This window comes from uncultured Negativicoccus sp. (assembly GCF_902480485.1).
GTDB classification, from domain to species: Bacteria; Bacillota; Negativicutes; order Veillonellales; family Negativicoccaceae; genus Negativicoccus; species Negativicoccus succinicivorans.
The window spans coordinates 1-17,788 of the sequence record NZ_CABSTC010000026.1; the positions used below are offsets into that span (position 1 = coordinate 1).

The 17,788-nt window shown below is 54.2% G+C and carries 17 protein-coding genes; 8 read left to right on the forward strand and 9 right to left on the reverse strand.

Features of this window, described 5'->3' with window-relative positions:
- The 6 genes from RDN69_RS03165 to RDN69_RS03190 form a co-directional block, all read right to left on the reverse strand.
- Nucleotides 1-724: dicarboxylate/amino acid:cation symporter (locus RDN69_RS03165; RefSeq protein ID WP_288218245.1), on the reverse strand; the 724-nt coding region annotated here is incomplete at its 3' end.
- A gap of 503 nt (nt 725-1,227) precedes the next feature.
- Nucleotides 1,228-2,514: an adenylosuccinate synthase gene (locus RDN69_RS03170; RefSeq protein WP_024048700.1), complete on the reverse strand. Its 1,287-nt coding sequence runs from the start codon at nt 2,512-2,514 to the stop codon at nt 1,228-1,230.
- An 18-nt stretch (nt 2,515-2,532) separates the two neighbouring features.
- On the reverse strand, nt 2,533-3,825 hold the full coding sequence (purB, locus tag RDN69_RS03175; RefSeq protein ID WP_288218246.1) for an adenylosuccinate lyase: 1,293 nt from the start codon (nt 3,823-3,825) through the stop codon (nt 2,533-2,535).
- Nucleotides 3,818-5,221 carry an NAD(P)/FAD-dependent oxidoreductase gene (locus RDN69_RS03180; RefSeq protein ID WP_288218247.1) on the reverse strand — a complete coding sequence of 468 codons (1,404 nt, stop codon included), beginning with the start codon at nt 5,219-5,221 and terminating at the stop codon, nt 3,818-3,820. Before RDN69_RS03180 ends, purB begins: the two co-directional genes overlap by 8 nt.
- A gap of 232 nt (nt 5,222-5,453) precedes the next feature.
- Nucleotides 5,454-6,143, reverse strand: a complete 690-nt coding sequence (locus RDN69_RS03185; protein ID WP_034437204.1) for an LrgB family protein — start codon at nt 6,141-6,143, stop codon at nt 5,454-5,456.
- On the reverse strand, nt 6,140-6,514 hold the full coding sequence (locus RDN69_RS03190) for a CidA/LrgA family protein (protein WP_024048049.1): 375 nt from the start codon (nt 6,512-6,514) through the stop codon (nt 6,140-6,142). Before RDN69_RS03190 ends, RDN69_RS03185 begins: the two co-directional genes overlap by 4 nt.
- A gap of 125 nt (nt 6,515-6,639) precedes the next feature.
- Between RDN69_RS03190 and RDN69_RS03195 the strand changes: the two genes are divergently transcribed.
- Complete coding sequence (locus RDN69_RS03195; RefSeq protein WP_288218248.1) at nt 6,640-7,560, forward strand: LysR family transcriptional regulator; 921 nt, start codon at nt 6,640-6,642, stop codon at nt 7,558-7,560.
- Between the two features lie 174 nt (nt 7,561-7,734).
- Here the strand turns inward: RDN69_RS03195 and RDN69_RS03200 are convergent, their stop codons facing one another.
- Together RDN69_RS03200 and RDN69_RS03205 are read right to left on the reverse strand one after the other, a co-directional pair.
- On the reverse strand, nt 7,735-8,268 hold the full coding sequence (locus RDN69_RS03200) for a methylated-DNA--[protein]-cysteine S-methyltransferase (RefSeq protein ID WP_288218249.1): 534 nt from the start codon (nt 8,266-8,268) through the stop codon (nt 7,735-7,737).
- A gap of 67 nt (nt 8,269-8,335) precedes the next feature.
- On the reverse strand, nt 8,336-8,923 hold the full coding sequence (locus RDN69_RS03205; protein ID WP_288218250.1) for a 3'-5' exonuclease: 588 nt from the start codon (nt 8,921-8,923) through the stop codon (nt 8,336-8,338).
- A 167-nt stretch (nt 8,924-9,090) separates the two neighbouring features.
- Between RDN69_RS03205 and RDN69_RS03210 the strand changes: the two genes are divergently transcribed.
- From RDN69_RS03210 to RDN69_RS03230, 5 genes are all read left to right on the forward strand, one after another.
- A complete protein-coding gene (locus tag RDN69_RS03210) occupies nt 9,091-9,984 on the forward strand; it encodes a DUF2156 domain-containing protein (protein WP_306769714.1) in 894 nt (297 codons plus the stop codon).
- Entirely contained in the window at nt 9,981-11,150 is a 1,170-nt protein-coding gene (gene eis / locus RDN69_RS03215; protein WP_288218251.1) for an enhanced intracellular survival protein Eis, read from the forward strand. Before RDN69_RS03210 ends, eis begins: the two co-directional genes overlap by 4 nt.
- Nucleotides 11,151-11,226: 76 nt before the next feature.
- Complete coding sequence (gene msrA, locus RDN69_RS03220; RefSeq protein WP_288218252.1) at nt 11,227-11,790, forward strand: peptide-methionine (S)-S-oxide reductase MsrA; 564 nt, start codon at nt 11,227-11,229, stop codon at nt 11,788-11,790.
- A gap of 1 nt (nt 11,791) precedes the next feature.
- Nucleotides 11,792-12,787 (forward strand): DUF1858 domain-containing protein, encoded by a 996-nt coding sequence (locus RDN69_RS03225; protein ID WP_288218253.1) that lies wholly within the window; start codon nt 11,792-11,794, stop codon nt 12,785-12,787.
- Nucleotides 12,787-13,440 (forward strand): hypothetical protein, encoded by a 654-nt coding sequence (locus tag RDN69_RS03230; RefSeq protein ID WP_288218254.1) that lies wholly within the window; start codon nt 12,787-12,789, stop codon nt 13,438-13,440. Before RDN69_RS03225 ends, RDN69_RS03230 begins: the two co-directional genes overlap by 1 nt.
- A gap of 39 nt (nt 13,441-13,479) precedes the next feature.
- On the opposite strand, the gene lepB is transcribed toward RDN69_RS03230, so the two are convergent.
- The gene (gene lepB, locus RDN69_RS03235) at nt 13,480-14,046 is read right to left on the reverse strand and encodes a signal peptidase I (RefSeq protein ID WP_034437211.1); all 567 of its coding nucleotides are present in this window, start codon (nt 14,044-14,046) and stop codon (nt 13,480-13,482) included.
- Between the two features lie 221 nt (nt 14,047-14,267).
- On the opposite strand from lepB, the gene RDN69_RS03240 reads away from it, so the two are divergent.
- On the forward strand, nt 14,268-15,728 hold the full coding sequence (locus RDN69_RS03240) for an amino acid permease (protein WP_288218255.1): 1,461 nt from the start codon (nt 14,268-14,270) through the stop codon (nt 15,726-15,728).
- Between the two features lie 203 nt (nt 15,729-15,931).
- Nucleotides 15,932-17,422 carry an aldehyde dehydrogenase family protein gene (locus RDN69_RS03245; RefSeq protein WP_288218256.1) on the forward strand — a complete coding sequence of 497 codons (1,491 nt, stop codon included), beginning with the start codon at nt 15,932-15,934 and terminating at the stop codon, nt 17,420-17,422.
- Nucleotides 17,423-17,788 lie beyond the last annotated feature (366 nt).

The window sequence follows — 17,788 nt, forward strand, 5'->3', positions numbered from 1 at the left end:
ATTTACCCAGCATTCGCACCAAACCGCCATAAATAACGGCCACATGAATGAGGCTTGCCAACGCCGCCACGCCGATTAATTTCAGCAACGGCAACAGGACCGCCGCGCCGCTTACCGCGACGACCGGCACGATCAGACCGAACACGCCGATCGGCGCAAGCCGCATGATCCACGCGGTGACTTTGTACATCACTTCGGCGAGACCGGTAAAGAAACGCTCCACGACCTGCGCTTTTTGGCCGACGGCGAGGATGCCGCAACCGAAGAGCAGCGCGAAGAAGATAATCTGCAGCATGTTGCCTTCCGCCAGCGCTTTGATCGGATTCGTCGGAATGATACCGAGCAGTACGGATGCGATCGAAGGCGCTTCTTTCACTTTCACGCTGAGTTCACCGGTCGGCAGCACGAAACCCGCGCCGACGCTTAACGCGTTGGCTAGCACCAGACCGAGCGTGACGGCAAAACCGGTCGTCAGCATGTAAAAGCCGAATGCTTTGCCGCCGATCGCGCCGAGGCGTTTGATGTCACCCAAGCCGCACACACCGACGATCAGCGAGGCGAATACGAGCGGAACGATAATCAATTTAATACAATTCAGGAACAATGTGCCGAGCGGTTTGATCCAAGCGGTCGCGATGGCGGGACTGCCCTGCAACATAAGCCCGACGATAACCCCCAAAATGAGCGCAATGAAAATGCGCGCCGATAAACCTAAGTTTTTCATGTCCTTCTCCCCCTTTTAACTGTTTTGTACAGGTATCATTATAAAAAGAAGGTACTCGAATAACAATAGCGTATGCTGAAAAATACTGTATACATAATTTAGAATGGGGCGAACAATCCGAAATGATATTCAGAGAATATTTTGGGAATAAATAATATTTCTCTTGTATTTATGGAATTTCGGGAAAAATGAATCAGAACAAAACGGAGATAAACCATCTTAATCATTCGTGCTTTGTATACAATATACTTTCTTGCGCGCGAGAAAAAATCTTGCGCGTGAGCGATAAAAGCGGTTCGTTTGGCGATGTGCGTGACGAGGGCGAATAAGCGTAAGAACTTCTCTTAGGATAGGTCCAAACGGTGTGAAAGCAGATATGAAGGATTACGCGGCTCATGTTTTCCGTCAGAGCGTGAGCGTTTTTATAGAGTATAAATGCGTTCCTGTCGGAAGTAAAAAAGGGCACAAAAAAAGAACGCGCTCGCGCGTTCTTTTTTATACGTTTACAGTACGTTGACGAGGTCAATCGTCTGTTCACGATCCGGACCGACGGAAATGATGCCGAGTTTTACGCCGGTGAGTTCAGAAATTTTCGCCAAATATTTCTTGCAGTTTTCCGGCAAGTCTTCGTACTTGCGTACGCCGGTGATATCTTCCTGCCAGCCGGGCATTTCCTCATAGACCGGCTCGAGCGTTTCGAGGCGGTTGAGGTCGGCGGGATACTGCGCAACTTCGTTACCGTTCGAATCGCGGTACGCCTTACCGATTTTAATCGTTTCGAGTTCGTCGAGGATATCCAAACGCGTGATCGCGAGGTAATCCAAGCTGTTCAGCATCGCGGCATAACGCACGCCGACCGCGTCGAGCCAGCCGCAGCGACGGGGGCGACCGGTGACGGTGCCGTATTCATGCGCGCGTTCGCGCAAATGATCGCCGGTGGCGTCGGTGAGTTCGGTTGGGAAGGGACCCGCGCCGACGCGCGTGCTGTACGCTTTCACCACGCCAAAAATATTTTCCATGCGGTGCGGACCGATGCCGGCGCCGATGCAAGCGCCGCCCGCGATCGGGTGCGAGCTCGTGACGAAGGGATAGGTGCCGTGGTCGAGGTCGAGCATGGTCGCCTGCGCGCCTTCAAAGAGCACGCTTTTGCCTTCGCCGATGTAATCATGCACGCTGTAGTTCGTGTCGCGCACGTAGGGGCGCAAACGGTCGGCATATCCGCAATATTCTTCAAACATCGTATCGAAATCAAATTCTTCGACATGGTAGAAATCACGGAACAGGCGGTTTTTCGATGCCAAATTCCAACGTAATTTTTCCGCGAACACATCGCGATCCATAAGATCGGCCATGCGGATGCCGATGCGGTTGACTTTATCGGCGTAGCAGGGGCCGATACCGTTTTTCGTCGTGCCGATTTTCTTCTCGCCTTTGAGCCGTTCTTCCGCTTCGTCAATGCGGTTATGGTACGGGAAAACCACGTGGGCGCGATCGGAAATTTCGAGCGCGGAAACGTCGATTCCTTTTTCAATAATCGAATCGAGTTCGGCGATCAGACCTTTCGGGTCGATGACGACACCGGTGCCGATGACGCATGCTTTGCCCGGGTACATAATGCCGCTCGGCAGCAGACGCAGCGCGAACGCCTGGCCGTCGACGACGACCGTGTGGCCGGCGTTGTTGCCGCCTTGCGAACGTACGACGACATCGGCGCGAGCCGCCAAGTAGTCGACGATTTTACCTTTTCCTTCGTCACCCCATTGAGTGCCGATGACCATTGCTGTAGTCATTAGGTTACATCCTTTCTCTTATAAGCCGAAGCGTGCGAAGACCTCGTCCACGTGCGTCAGCATGGCGTGCGGATCGAAACGGGCGCGAATTTCATCTTCACTTAAATAGCGACGGATATCTTCATCTTTCAACAAGTTTTCGAGGAAATCTTCCCCTTCCAGCCAACGTTTCATCGCGTTGCGCTGTACCCAGCGGTACGCGTCGTCACGCATCGCGCCTTTGTCGACAAGCGCCAAGAGCACGCGCTGGCTGTAGATGAGACCGCCGGTTTTGTTCAGGTTGGCGCGCATGGTGTCCGGATAAACGAGCAGTTTATCGACGACGCGCGTGAAAATCTGCAGCATGTAATCCAAGGTGATCGTCGCGTCGGCCAAGATGACGCGTTCGACTGAGGAGTGCGAGATGTCGCGTTCATGCCACAGCGCCACGTCTTCGAGCGCCGGAATACTGTAACCGCGCATGACGCGCGCAAGACCGCTGACGCGTTCGCAGGTAATCGGGTTACGTTTGTGCGGCATGGCCGACGAACCTTTTTGTTTCGGCGAGAAATATTCTTCCGCTTCACGAATATCCGTGCGTTGCAGGTTGCGGATTTCGGTGGCGAATTTATCCAGGGAGCTGGCGATGACGGCGAGCGTCGTGATGTAGGCCGCGTGGCGATCGCGCTGCAACACCTGCGTCGAAATCTTAGACGGCGTGAGGCCCAATTTTTCGCAAACGTATTTTTCTACGAAGGGATCGACGTTGGCGTAGGTTCCGACAGCGCCGGAAATTTTACCGACGGCGATTTCTTCGCGCGCCGTACGCAGACGACGCAGATTGCGTTCCGTCTCATCGTACCAAAGGAGCAATTTCAGACCGAATGTGGTCGGTTCCGCGTGAATGCCGTGCGTCCGGCCGACCATTTCCGTATATTTGAATTCCACGGCGCGGCGGCGCAATACTTCGTGGAACGCTTCCAGGTCTTTGATTAAAAGATCGGTCGCGTCGCAGAGCATGGAGCAGAGCGCGGTGTCCTTGACATCCGTAGAGGTGAGACCCATGTGGATGTATTTAGAATCTTCACCGACGAATTCACCGACGGCGGTTAAAAAGGAAATAATGTCATGGTTGATTTCCGCTTCGATTTCATGAATGCGTTCCACTTTGAAATCCGCTTTTTCACGAATCGTTTTCACGGCTTCTTTCGGAATGACGCCTAACTCCGCTTGCGCTTCACAAGCGTAAATTTCGACATCGAGCATGCGGCGGAATTCGTGTTCTTCCGTCCAAATTTTACCCATTTCGGGTTTCGTATAACGTTCAATCATGCGAATGGCCTCCTTTGGCTTCGGTTTCCCGACGGCGGATCTCGCGACCCACGATAACGCCGGCGACAGATGCCTGAATCAGACCGCGGGTGATACCGGCTCCGTCACCGGCGGCGAAAAAGTTGGGAATAGTCGTTTCCAATTGATCGGATAATTGCAGACGCGAGGAATAGAATTTCGCTTCCACGCCGTATAACAGCGTGTGGCGCGAATTCGCTCCGGGCGCGACGGCATCCAGTGCTTCAAACATTTCCATAATATCGACCAGATGACGATACGGCAGTACCAGCGAGAGATCGCCGGGCGTCGCCGACGGCATCGTCGGATGGACCAGACCGCGGCGAATCCGTTCGGGCGTCGAACGACGTCCGTCACGTAAATCGCCGAGGCGCTGCACGATCGGGCCGTCGCCCAAAAGATTGGCGAGACGAGCGATCGATTTACCGTACGCGATCGGCTCTTTGAACGGCTGCGTGAAACGTTTCGAAACGAGCAGCGCGAAGTTCGTGTTGGGACTCTTCTTGTGCGCGTAGCTGTGCCCGTTCACCGTCAGCAGGCCGCCGTTGTTTTCCGTGACGACAAAGCCGTTCGGATTCATGCAGAAAGTGCGTACCTGATCGTCAAATGAGCGCGAGAAGTAAAGCAACTTCGACTCGTAAACGATATCGGTAATATGTTGGAAGATTTCCGCGGGCGTTTCGACGCGCACGCCGATATCGACGGCGTTGCTCGAAAGTTCAAGACCGTAATGCTTAGCCTGCGTCACGAACCATTCCGAACCTTCACGACCCGGCGCGGCGACGAGGTACTTGGCGCCGATGTATTCGTCGCCGACCTTGACGCCTTGCACGCGCCCACCTTCGGACACGAGCTCGGTCACTTCCGTATCGCAACGGATATCGACTTTACCCGCGAGCGCTTCGCGCATGTTTTTCAGAATTTTAACATTGACGTCCGTGCCGAGATGGCGAATGCGCGCCGGGATCAGCGCGAGATCGGCGGCGGCCGCGCGCCGCTTCAGCTGCGCGATCGCTTCCGCGTGCTCATCGCCGTAGACTTTACGATCCGCTCCGCCGTATTGACTGTATACGGCATCGACATGGTCGATCTCTTTTTGCAGGGCGGCCTTGCTCATGAAGTCATCCAAGTTGCCGCCGTATTCCGTCGTCAGCGTCAACTTGCCGTCGGAAAACGCGCCGGCGCCGCCCCAGCCGCAAACGATATTGCGGCGGCGTTCTTCGAGCGGCGTCGCGCGATCCGCGTTTTGGGACGCGCGCATGGCGATGTCATGTCCTTTTTCCAGGATTAAGACTTTTTGTCCGGTATCGGCCAGCTCCAGCGCCGTGAAAATTCCGGCGGGTCCGGCGCCGATAATGACCACGTCGTAATCGGCCAAGGAAATCTTCCTTTCTTACTCATAAAAACAGCTCAAAAAAGTGCGGGGACTTTTTTGAGCTCTCTGTTATTTCCCTTTCACATAATACCAGCAGGAAGGTAGACTGTCAATAAATATCGAACAATTTACAAAAGAAATATAAAATCGTTCGCAATTCGGTAAACGGTTTGTATTTTTTGGATAAAACGGGACGTGCTTGCGGAAATAAAAAACCGGCTTGCGCCGGTTTAAATTAAAATACATGCAACAGCAAAGGAACGAGAAACGGCGCGATGAGAGCGGTGATGACGCCCATGAAGATCATCGCCACCGACGCCATGACGCCGGCCTTTTCATTTTCTTCGTACGCGCGCGCCGTGCCCGTGCCGTGCGCCGTAAAGCCGAAGAGCAGACCTTTCAGTAAGGGATTGTGAATATTCAAAAACCGAATGATGGAGACCGTCATCAACATGCCGATCACGCCTGTCAAAATAACGAACACCGCGGTGATCGTTTCATTGCCGCCGAGCATCACCGAGACGTTCATCGCCAGCGGCGTCGTGATCGAACGCGGCGCGAGACTCAGCACGTAGCTCTCATCCACGCCGAAGAGATGCACGATACCCATCGTCGTCGTGATCGCGGTGGCGGCCGCGACGATGCCGACAATTGAAAGCTCCGGCAGATATTTGCGGATCAAGTTTTGTTGCCGGTAAAGCGGTACGGCGAATGCCACCGTCGCCGGTCCCAACAACCACTGCAATACCGAACCGCCACCGCGGTATTCCTCATACGGCACGCCCGCAAAAAGCAGCAACGCGACAATCGCGATCGGACACAAGACGAGCGGCATGAACCAAAGCGAACCCGTGCGCAGGTACAACGCTTTGATCAGGTAGTACGCCGCGAGCGTCCCGCAGAGGGAAAGTAGAATCGCTATCATAACCGTTTCCATCCTTTCCGTCGCGCGCGCATTACCAGCACCGTGCACAGCGAAATGATCCACAGCACGATCAGAATGCTGATCGCCACCGCGCCGATCAGTTTTGAACCGAGTACGCCGAATAAATTGGTGTACTGCATGATGCCGACTGCCGGCGGAATAAAGAACAGCAGCAGATCGCGAATTAAAAGATCCGCGCCGTCTTCCACCCATTCCAGCCGCACGATTTTGTATTGGAGCGCGAGAAACAGCAGCGCCATGCCTAAGAGTGCGCCGGGCACCGGCAGGCCGATGGCGCGTACCGCTTGTTCACTCAAATAAAAAATGCCGCTCAAAAGGACGATTTGCCAAGCGGCCCTAAACCACCACATAAAATTCTCCTAAAATGGTAAATATATAGTAAAATAAGAACAGTGAGGCGCAAAGGCCTGTTAAGTCCAAAGAAAACAGTAGATTCATTCTACTCTCTTCGTCGGTAAAAGTAAAGGGGAAGCTCATGGAGCTGTTACATTTACAATACTTCAGCGAAGTCGCGCACTGGAAATCCTTCACGCGCGCCTCGCAAAGTCTGCACATCAGCCAGCCGTCGATTTCCAAAGCCATCCGCGCGTTGGAAGAACGTTGGGGCGTGCAACTTTTTCATCGCCAGGGCAAGACGATCGCGCTGACCGATGCGGGCGAAGTCATCTTGCCGAAAGTGGAGGAGTTTCTCGATCAATACTATCGGCTGGAAGCGGACATCGTTTCACCGGAGTTGCGTCGTCAGGGGAAAATCGTCCTCGGCGTCGCGCCGATGGTCGGCACGATTTATCTGCCGGAACTGCTGCGCGACTTTTCCGCCGCGTATCCTTATCTTGCCATCGAACTCGTCGAACGTCCGACGGCGATCGTGGAAGAACTGTTGGAGAGCGGCGCGGTGCATTGCGGCTTTTGCATTGTACCGACGATCAACGGTGATCATGAGACGCTGCTTTTGCCGCGCGAAGAAGTACATGCATTTCTGCACAAAGACCATCCGCTCGCGGCCAAAGACGCGCTTACCATTGAGGACCTCGCCACGACCAAACTCATTACGTTTACGAACGAAACCACCTTGTACCGCAGTATCATCCGCAATTTCCAGGCGCGTGAAATGCGTCCGCAAATCGCCATTCAGGCCTATGAATGGAGTTTGCTCGCGGCCTTCGCCGATGCGAATGTCGGCGTTACCTTATTGCCCGAACCGCTCGGGCGATTCGTGCCGCAACTGTATCCGAATCTCGTGGATCGACCGCTCGTCGACACCGACCTTGCCTGGCGCGCCGCGCTCGTTTGGCAGGATAAACGTTACGCCGGCACTGTCGTCGAACTCTTCGTCGAATTCTTCCGTATGCATCAGGGACTCGACACCGCCGCTTCCGCCGCGCACAAAAAATAATTCGCGCGGCAAAGATCATTGCGAAGTCATGACCGTATCGCGGTGAAGAACTGGCATTACGATTTGAAAAAACGAAAAGGCACGGCAAACAGACGTGCTTTTGTTGTATTAATATATAAAGAAATATCAAGAACACAAGCAAGAAAAAGCACTCCCTATTACGGGGAGTGTTTTTCATATGCGCACGCCTTCGTGACGCAATAAAAATAATTTCGTTTGTACGCCTTCCACATCGTGGTAGCCGCCGGGGCCGTTTTGCGCGACGACGCGGTGACAGGGAATGAAAAGCGGCAGGGGATTGCGACCGCAGGCGTTGGCGACGGCGCGGGCGGCGCCGGGACGACCGAGCGCTTGCGCGACGCGACCGTAGGTGACGGTTTCGCCGTAAGGAATTTCCTGCAGCGAACGCCAGACCGAGCGATCAAATTCCGTGCCGGCGAGATCAAAGGGCACGATGAAATGTTGCCGCGTGCCGGCGAGGTATTCGTCGATTTGCAAGAGCGCGGTATCGATCCAATTGGTGGCCTGTTCGATACCGAAACCGCAACCGGCAATACTAAATTGTTCGGCGGGAGCTTCCCAATGCGCGCGCGCGGCGAGCGCCGCGGCCGGCGTGAAAGCGATCAAACCATTTTCGGAGGCGCTGAGCGTGGCACGTCCCTGACCGTACGACCAGGTATACCGCGCGAGCGGCGTCGGTGTTGGCATAAAAACTCCTTATCAAAATACGATTTATGTACGAATACCAAAACTATGTTGGCGTATGCGCAGAAGATCAGAATAACGCGCCTTGCGACCAGCCGGCTTCGCCTAAAAAAGCGTGCGGGCCGAGGCCGAGTTCTCGGAACATGGCGAATGCGTCGGTGTGCCCTGTTTCTTGCAACGCGTGACGGACGATTTCACCGCAGATCAAGGCGTCTTCATCGGCGCGGTGATGATGAAAGGTCAGGCCGAGGAAATCACCGACACGATTGAGCGCGTACGACGGCAGATCGGGCCACACGCGCCGCGCGAGCGTGACGGTGTCGCCGTATTGAAAGGAAGGCAGCGTCAGTCCGTAGTAGGAAAGTGACGCGCGTAAAACTTCCGTGTCGAATTTCGCATTGTGCGCGACGCAAAATGTGCCGTCAAAATACGGCGCAAAGTCCTCCCAAATGGCGGGTAAGGTTGGCAGGTCCGCGACGTCGGCGGGACGAATCTGATGGATGCGGATATTGTCATCGTCAAATTTCATTTCCGGCGGCGGAAATAAATGCGCGACGGTTTCCTGCGCGCCGTCTTCGGTGAAACGCACGACGGCAAGCGAGCAGGCGCTGGCGGGCGACTGCGTCGCCGTCTCAAAATCAAAAGCGATAAATTCCATAACGACTCCTTTGTAATGAGGTCATTATACCATGACGCGGACGCAGGTGACACGCTCTTGGAGCTGTGCTAAAATGGTAAATAGAAAAAAATCGATAACAAAAGAAAGACTACGAACAGGAGTGAATCATCATTAATTTTCAACCGTTTGCCATCGAAGATAAACCGATTTTAGATCGATTTTTCAGTGAACATCATTACGAACAATCGGAATGCGCGTTCGGTACGCTTTTCATTTGGCAGGATGCGTTTCGCCTGGCGTGGGCGGTCGAAGACGATATTCTGTTTATTCGCGCGGGTCGGTACGGTCACGAGTTTTTATTGCCGCCGTTCGCGGGCGAAAATAATTCCTTTGTGGCGGGACTGCGCAAGGCCGAAGATTGGTTCGCGGAGCAGCATTTACCGTTCCTTTTGAAAGGCGTTTCACCGTGGGTCGTGGAGCGGATGAAGGAGCTGTGTCCGAGCTGCTATCGCTATGAACGCGACCGCGATAATTTTGAATACATTTATAAGACAAGCGATTTAATCAACCTGCCGGGCAAGTCGTTACGGCAAAAGAAAAACCACGTGAACGCGTTTCGGCGGGATTATGTGGGCTACGAGTATGTGGACCTCGGACCGGAGCATAAAGAAGAATGTTTGGCGGTGGCCGATGAATGGCTCGACGAACACCAGACGACGGAAGATATGGCGGCGGAACGGGTCGGCATCGAACGGGTGTTTGACAACTGGGACGCGCTCGGCGTGAAGGGTGGCGCGATTCGGATTTACGGCAAGATCATCGCGTTTTCGATCGGCGAGTATATCCACCCGAAGTTGGCGGTAGTTCACTTTGAAAAAGCAAATCCGAATGTGCGCGGCAGTTTCCAGATCATCAATCAGGAATTCGTCAGCCACGCCTGGGCGGATACCGAATTTATCAACCGCGAGGAAGATATGGGCATCGATGGTATGCGGCAGGCGAAAGAAAGCTACCATCCGGATCATTTCGCGGAAACATATGACGTATATTTGGCCGACGGCGTTTGCGGCAAGCCGTTGGCGCGGGAGCTCAGTGAATGATACGTACGGCGCAAGAGCGCGACCGCGCGGCGGTAGAGGCGCTCTGGGATTACCACTTTGAAAAACGCGAGGAACCGTTTTTTCCATTTTATTTTCGGGAATGCTACCGTCCCGAGGAAACGCTTTTATATACTACGGAGACGAGGCTTGCGGCGGCGTTACATTTGCGGCGTTATACGCTTTCGATCCGCGGCGCGTCCGTGCCGGTGACGTATATCGTGGGACTGGCGACGCATCCGGCGGCGCGCGGTCGCGGCTATGCCGGTGCGCTTTTACAGGCGGCGCTGGCGGAAGGTAATCGTCTCGGACGCTACGCCAATATTTTGATGCCGTCGGCGGCGGGTTTTTATATCCCGCGCGGCTGGTCGCTGTATTGCCACCAGTGGCGGCGGCGGAGCGCGTTTGAGTCGCGCGCGCAGGCGTACGCGCTGCCGGCGGGCGATATTCATTACGAATGGTTGGCGCGGGAAAGTTCCGTGCAACCTCTTGTTGATTTATATCGGGCGGCGATGGCGGGCGTTTCCGGCTGCGCCGAACGGGACGCGGAAACATTTGCACGACTGGTGCGCGGCCAGCTGGCGGAAGGATACGCGGTGGTCGCGTATGAAGGAGCGCAGTCGCTCGGCTATGTATTTTTCTCGCGCCAGGACGAAACGCTGTTGGTCGGAGAATGGATTTCGCCGACCGCGGCGGGCGATCGCGCGTTATATCAATTCATTCGTCAACAGGCGGGCGAGTTCAAAGACTGGGTGCGTTTCGCTCCGCTGGATGACGCTTCCTATCTGACGTGGCCGGACGGCGCGGAACATATTTATACGCAAAATGAAACGTTTCCGTTCATGATGATTCGCATCGCGGATGTGGCCAAGTTTTGGTCGCAAATTCCGGCGGCGGTTGCCGGCGCGTTAAATGTCGCGGTCACACTGCCCGAGGGCGCGACGGAAACATATCGCGTGACGGCGACGGACGGTCGCAGTCGCGTCGAACCGACCAAAGACGCGGCAGACGTGACGACGGATATCGGCACGCTCGGCGTCATGCTCATCGGACGGCTGACGGCCGGCGCCTTGGCGCGCGCGGGACGCCTGACGGGGGATGCGGAAGCGATCGCGTTGCTGGATCGATTATATCCGTCGCAGCGCGTGTATATTAATGAGTGGTATTGAGCGGCTGACAGTATGCCGTAGACGGGCTTTTATCGCCGCGGCATTTTAGGCGAACGGCAAGGACGAGGAGGACACAATGCGGGAAATTTATTTGGCGGGAGGATGCTTCTGGGGATTGCAAGAAGTGTTTTCACGTTTGCCGGGAGTCATCGCGACGGAAGTCGGCTACGCCAACAGCAAGCAGTCGGCGCCGAGCTATGAAGATGTGTGCACGGATGAAACCGGCGCGGCCGAAACGGTCAAGGTAACGTATGATCCGCAAAAGATCGCGTTGACGGACATTCTCGGCGTTTTCTTCACCGTCATTGATCCGTACAGTAAAAATCGTCAGGGCAATGACATCGGCAGTCAATATCGGACCGGCGTGTACTATACCGATCCCGCCGATGAGCCGATGCTGGAGCAATATTTTAACCGTTTGCAGCAGCGCGACCAAGAGGGCGCGATGACGATTCATGAAGAACCTGCTGTTCTCGGCGGTAAAAAAATACAGACGGAATTATTGCCGCTGGAAAATTTTTATACCGCGGAAGAGGAGCATCAAAACTATTTAAAGAAACATCCGCAGGGCTACTGCCATATTAATCTGGCGGCGCTTGAACGCGCCGGCGTGATTACTGCGGCCGAAACGAAGGAGTGACGTGGAGTTGAGCAATATGACCTATGCGTTGGCGGTTCATTTCGCCACCAAAGGCGAAGGACGCAAGGCGTTTTTGAAGACGGCGGAAGACGCGGCGAAAATGTATCAGGCGAGCATCATTCTGCAGCCGAACGGCGATGTGACGATGGCGGGAATCGCCGCCGATGAAGTCGCGCCGCTGTTGATCGCGACGGGCATGTCGCCGTACGCGGAATGGCCGCGAGATGTCGTCACCTGCGATATCGAGACGCCGTTGCCGTTGCGCGCGGTCGGCATGGAAGACGGCTGGGAAGTATTTCTCGGCGATAATGTCTTTGTCGGTTTCGTGAGCATGCCTGATGATGCCGTGCGGATTTTGGAACGCGCGGGCGCTTTCTACACGAATCAGGAAAAATTTGAAACGCTGCCGCATTTTGTGGAACGTATCGGGCTGGACGCGTTTCGTCGCGAAGTGCTCGGCGTCGAGCCGTTGACGGACGCTTCGGCCTTGCCGCCGGAATATACGTCGGGGGGCGATTTTTACAATCTCGCGTATGATCCCGCGCCACCGACCGACTGGGATGAACGCCCGGCGGCGCGGACGCTGCATCATGGCGATTTCGTGCGTCCGGATGACAATTTGATGCAAATTCTGACGGTGTATCCGGAGATGGGTCCGCTGTTTATGGAATACGGCATGCATTGCATCGGTTGCGTCATTTCCTACGACGAAAGTTTGTGGGAAGCGTGCCAGGTGCACGGCCTCGATATTTTTGAAATCATGGGCGAAATGAATGAATACCTGGCCGATAAACTCGGTAAGGAACTGATCACGGGAGATACGCCGCTGCAGGAATTGTTCACCATGTACCCGCAGACGGTGAGCGTACTGCAGGAATACGGCATTTCGTTGCCCGATGAAATGTCGACGACCTTGGGCGCGCTCGCGGCGGAGCACTCCGTCAGCGAAGCCGATCTTTTGGCGCAAATTCATCGTAAATTGCGCAAGGAGGTCTGATGGAAACCAATCGAGCAGCGCTTATTTTCGCGCAGGCGGCCGCGAGTGACGGCCGTTTTCTGCGCTTGCACGAGGCGGCGCGACGCGTTTTCGGACAGGAAGCGGATCGGCGGTACGCGGAGGTCGTTTTGCAATACGGCAAACCGCAGACGCCGGACTACCGTTTGAAAGATCTGTTACCCGCCGATACGGACGACCTGACGCCGTTGGCGACAGTGGCGCGCACGGCGCTCACGCGCGAGGCGGCATATATCGCCGCGCTTTATGATTTCGAGGTGGCGCCGGCATCGGAACTGACCGCCGGTATTTGGACGCGCGACGGCCAGTGGCAAGGCATGGAAGCGCGACGTTCGGCGCTGTCGGTGGATACGGCGTTGCAAGCGGCACAGACGTTGACGCAAAGTCTGTGGGGGATCCCGACGTGGCCGCAGGAAGTCAACGTATTGGCGGCCAGTGACGAGCTTTTTGCCTGGGAAATGCCGTTGCCTTTTTTGCAGGATATTTGGCAGGCTATCGAACTCGCGCAGGAAGAATGGTTGACGCTTTGGGCGCTGTGGTTGCGCGCGTACGTACACGCGCTCACGCCCGTGTGCCATTTCGTCGCGGATGAGACGACGTCGCCGCAACGCTTCATCATCACAAAAGTAAAATAAGACAATAAAAAACACTCCGTACGGAGTGTTTTTTTGCGCTTAAAATTCGTACACCACATTGCCCAACACATGACCGATCGGTACCGGTCCGATGTAACGGCTGTCACTGGAGTGGTTGCGGTTGTCGCCCATGACGAATACCGTGCCCTCGGGAACGATAAACTCACCGTCTAAGTTAAATTTCATCGGTTCGTTGATGTACGGTTCGTTCAGCGCGCGGCCGTTTCGGTAAACATGCCCGTCGCGGAAACCGAGACGATCCCCCGGATGACCGATAACGCGTTTAACCCAAATGTAGTTCGCCGCGTACGAGGAATCCACAAGCGACATGTAGTTGTACGCAGGCTCCGCGAAATCGTCGCCCCAATCGCGCGGCCGTTGCGTGCGGCTGTCGATGATGACAATTTGTCCGTAGTCGGGCAATTCCCGCAGCACGTGGCTGATTTTGGAAACCAATAAATACTGACCGTTATGCAGCGTCGGCACCATCGATTCGCCGGCGACGCGGGTCGGCACAAAAATAAAAATGTGAATCAGCATGGCCAACGCCAATGCCACAATGATTGAATAAACCCAATCCCATACTTCTTTCCAAAAATGATTCATACAGTCCTCCTCGCAGTTCATTCATTTATTTATTGTAGCAATTGACCCCAAAACTGGCAAGAATAAAAGCGCGGTCATGAAAATTTATCAGGTTACACTAATCATTCACAAAACGCAAATAGTATACAACATATATTCATTTCGTATATACGGTATTTTTCAAGTTTTTTTGTGATAGTATAGAAAACGTAATGTTTTTAGCAAAAGAAAGAGGAGAATAAATGGAGCTGTTTCGCAAAAAGTCGTTGGGAATGTTTCAACATAATTTAGCGCAGAGTTCGCTGAAAAAAGGTTTGAACGCGATCGACATCACCTTGCTCGGTTTGGGCATCATTATCGGCACGGGCATCTTCGTGCTGACGGGTGTGGTCGCGGCGGACTATGCCGGTCCGGGCATCATGCTTTCCTTTATTTTGGCGGGGATCACCTGCGCGTTCGTCGCACTCGCGTATTCGGAACTGGCAGCGGCCTTGCCGGTGGCGGGCTCGGGCTATACGTACACGTACAGCACGCTCGGTGAAATCGTCGCGTGGCTCGTCGGCTGGGGACTGATTTTGGAATATTCCGTCGGTTCGGCGACAGTCGCGGTCGGTTGGAGCGCGTACCTGGCTGGCTTGTTGAAATCGACCGGTTTTCATTTGCCGCAGGCGCTGACGGCGGGACCGATGGGAGGCGGGCTGATCAATTTGCCGGCGATGATCATTGTCGGGATCATCACCTTGCTTTTGATTCGAGGCACGAAAGAATCCGCGCGCGTCAATAAAATTCTCGTCTTCATCAAAGTCGCGGCGATTTTTATTTTCCTTTTCCTCGCGGCGCCGAGTGTGGAACCCGCTAACTGGATACCGGTATTGCCTTTTGGTTGGCACGGCGTCTCAGCGGGCACGGCGGTTATTTTCTTCTCGTACATCGGCTTTGACTGCATCGCTACCGCGGCGGAAGAAACGAATAATCCGAATCGCGACATGCCGATCGGCATCATCGCGTCGCTCTTGATCTGCACCTTGCTTTACATCGCGGTCAGCGCCGTCTTGACCGGCGTCGTTCCTTACAGTGCTTTGAATAACGCGGAACCGGTCGCCTACGTCTTGCGCCATCTCGGCTACTCGTTCGGCTCGGCGCTGGTCGGTACCGGCGCGCTTTGCGGCCTTTCGACCGTCATTTTGGTTTTCCTTTTTGCGCAAAGCCGTGTTTTCTTCGCCATGAGCCGTGACGGCCTGTTGCCGAAATCGTTCTCCAAAGTAAACGCCAAAACCGGCACGCCGGTGGAAGTCACGTTGATCGTCGGCACGCTCGTTGCCATCATGGCGGGGCTTACCCCGATTCATGTCATCGCGGAAATGACGAGCGCGGGCACGCTCTTCGCGTTTCTTTGCTCGTTGCTCGGCGTCATGATTTTGCGGAAACAGCATCCGGAGTTGCCGCGCCCGTTCCGCTGTCCGGCGCTTTACCCGATGGCCACATTGGGGATCGTCTTCTGCGGCTATATTTTCAGCAATCTTTCCGTGCATACGTTCATGATGTTCGGCGGCTGGCTTTTTGTCGGACTGTTGATTTATTTATTCTACGGGCATGCGCACAGCGTACTCTCCGTCGGCAGTGACGCTCATCGGCGCTACCGCGCGCAGGTGGAAGATTCCGAAACATTTGGCGCCGGCACGACCGCCGCGTCCGAATCGTAAACTCGCTTTCCCGTACATACGAAAAGCCCCTCGCGCAGAGGGGCTTTTTCATATGGCGCATGATGAAAAAAGAAAATGCGGAGGTAAATGGTTCTTTTAGTATATCGAAACGCTTGAATATTAAAGATGAGCATGGTATAATCAATTCATATCATATAGATAAAATTCGAAATGAAGACGAGCACGTAGAGAGGATGGTATTGATGAAAGCAAAATTGCAAAAGAAATACGATCTTTATATTGGCGGTGAATGGGTTGCGGCCGGTGATAAAGAACTGATTGCCGTACACAGCCCGATTGACGGCAAAGAACTGGCGAAAATCGCGGAAGCCACCGAAGCCGATGTGGAAAAAGCGGTAGTGGCGGCGCAAGAAGCATTTGAAAGCTGGAAAAAAACCACGCCGCAGGAACGTCAGCAAGTGCTGACGGCGATCGCGGATCTGATCGATGCCAATAAAGAACATTTGGCGACGGTGGAAACGCTTGACAACGGTAAACCGATTCGTGAAACGATGGCGGCCGATGTTCCGTTCGCGGCGGATCACTTCCGTTACTTCGGCGGTCTTCTGCGCGGTCGGGAAGGCTCGGCGACAATGCTTGACGAAAACACGCTCAGCCTCATCCTTCGCGAACCGATCGGCGTCGTTGGTCAGATTATTCCGTGGAACTTCCCGTTCCTGATGGCGGCGTGGAAATTGGCGCCGGCATTGGCGGCGGGCTGCACGGTCGTATTAAAACCGTCGAGCCACACCTCGCTTTCCATCTTGGAATTGGCGCGCTTGATTGATGAAGCGGGCATTTTGCCGAAAGGCGTTCTGAACATCATCACCGGCAGCGGCTCCAAAGCGGGCGAATACATGCTGCAAAATAAAGGCTTCAGTAAATTGGCGTTCACCGGTTCGACCGCTGTCGGCCAGGGCGTATACGAAGCGGCCTGCTCACACATGATTCCGGCCACTTTGGAACTCGGCGGCAAATCGGCCAACATTTTCTTTGAGGATATGGACTGGGACGTTGCCATGGACGGCGCGCAACTCGGCATCCTCTTCAACCAGGGTCAGGTCTGCTGCGCGGGCTCGCGTATTTTCGTTCAGGAATCGATCTACGATGAATTCGTGGAACGTCTGGCGAAACTCTTCAAGAAAGTCAAAGTCGGCAACCCGCTCGATGCGGATACGCAAATGGGCGCCTTGATTTATGAAGATCAGCTCAAGAAAGTGCTCAAATATGTGGAAATCGGTAAAGAAGAAGGAGCGCGCCTTGTGGCCGGCGGTAAACGCATTACCAAAGACGGCCTCGACAAAGGTTTCTTCATCGAACCGACAATCTTTGCGGATGTGACCAACGACATGAAGATCGCGCAGGAAGAAATCTTCGGACCGGTCGTTGTTGTACAGAAATTTAAAGATGAAGAAGAAGTCATCCGCTTGGCCAACGACAGCATTTACGGCCTCGGCGGCGGCGTCTTCACCACCAATATCAACAAAGCCATCCGTGTGGCGCGCGGCATTGAAACCGGCCGCATGTGGGTCAACACCTACAACCAGATTCCGGCGGGCGCACCGTTCGGCGGTTACAAGCAGTCCGGTATCGGTCGTGAAACCCATGCCATGATCTTGGATCACTACACCCAGGTGAAGAGCATCCTGATCAACCTCAACGAAGAACCGAGCGGCATGTACCAAACGAAATAATTCGTGCGCATACCCGCACAGTCAAAGGAGCGCTACGGCGCTCCTTTTTGGTTGCGCGGCAACAACTTGCAAACGGTTACAATTACGCATATAAGGATATATAAATAAAGAAGCATACGAACGCGACATTACGTCGTAAAAAATGGAAAAAGCAATTGGCAAGTTCATTTTCGTGTGCTACAATAAATTTCGCTTGTGTACTACCAACCCGATGTAGACGCTCTGTCAACGAGCGGCTAAAAAATGATCAAGAACGAAAATAAATTCTTGACAGTCGGGGTCGGGACATGATAGTATAAATGAAGTCGCACGAAGCGACACGGTTCTTTGAAAACTGAACAATGCAATGAATTAACGCCAATGTGC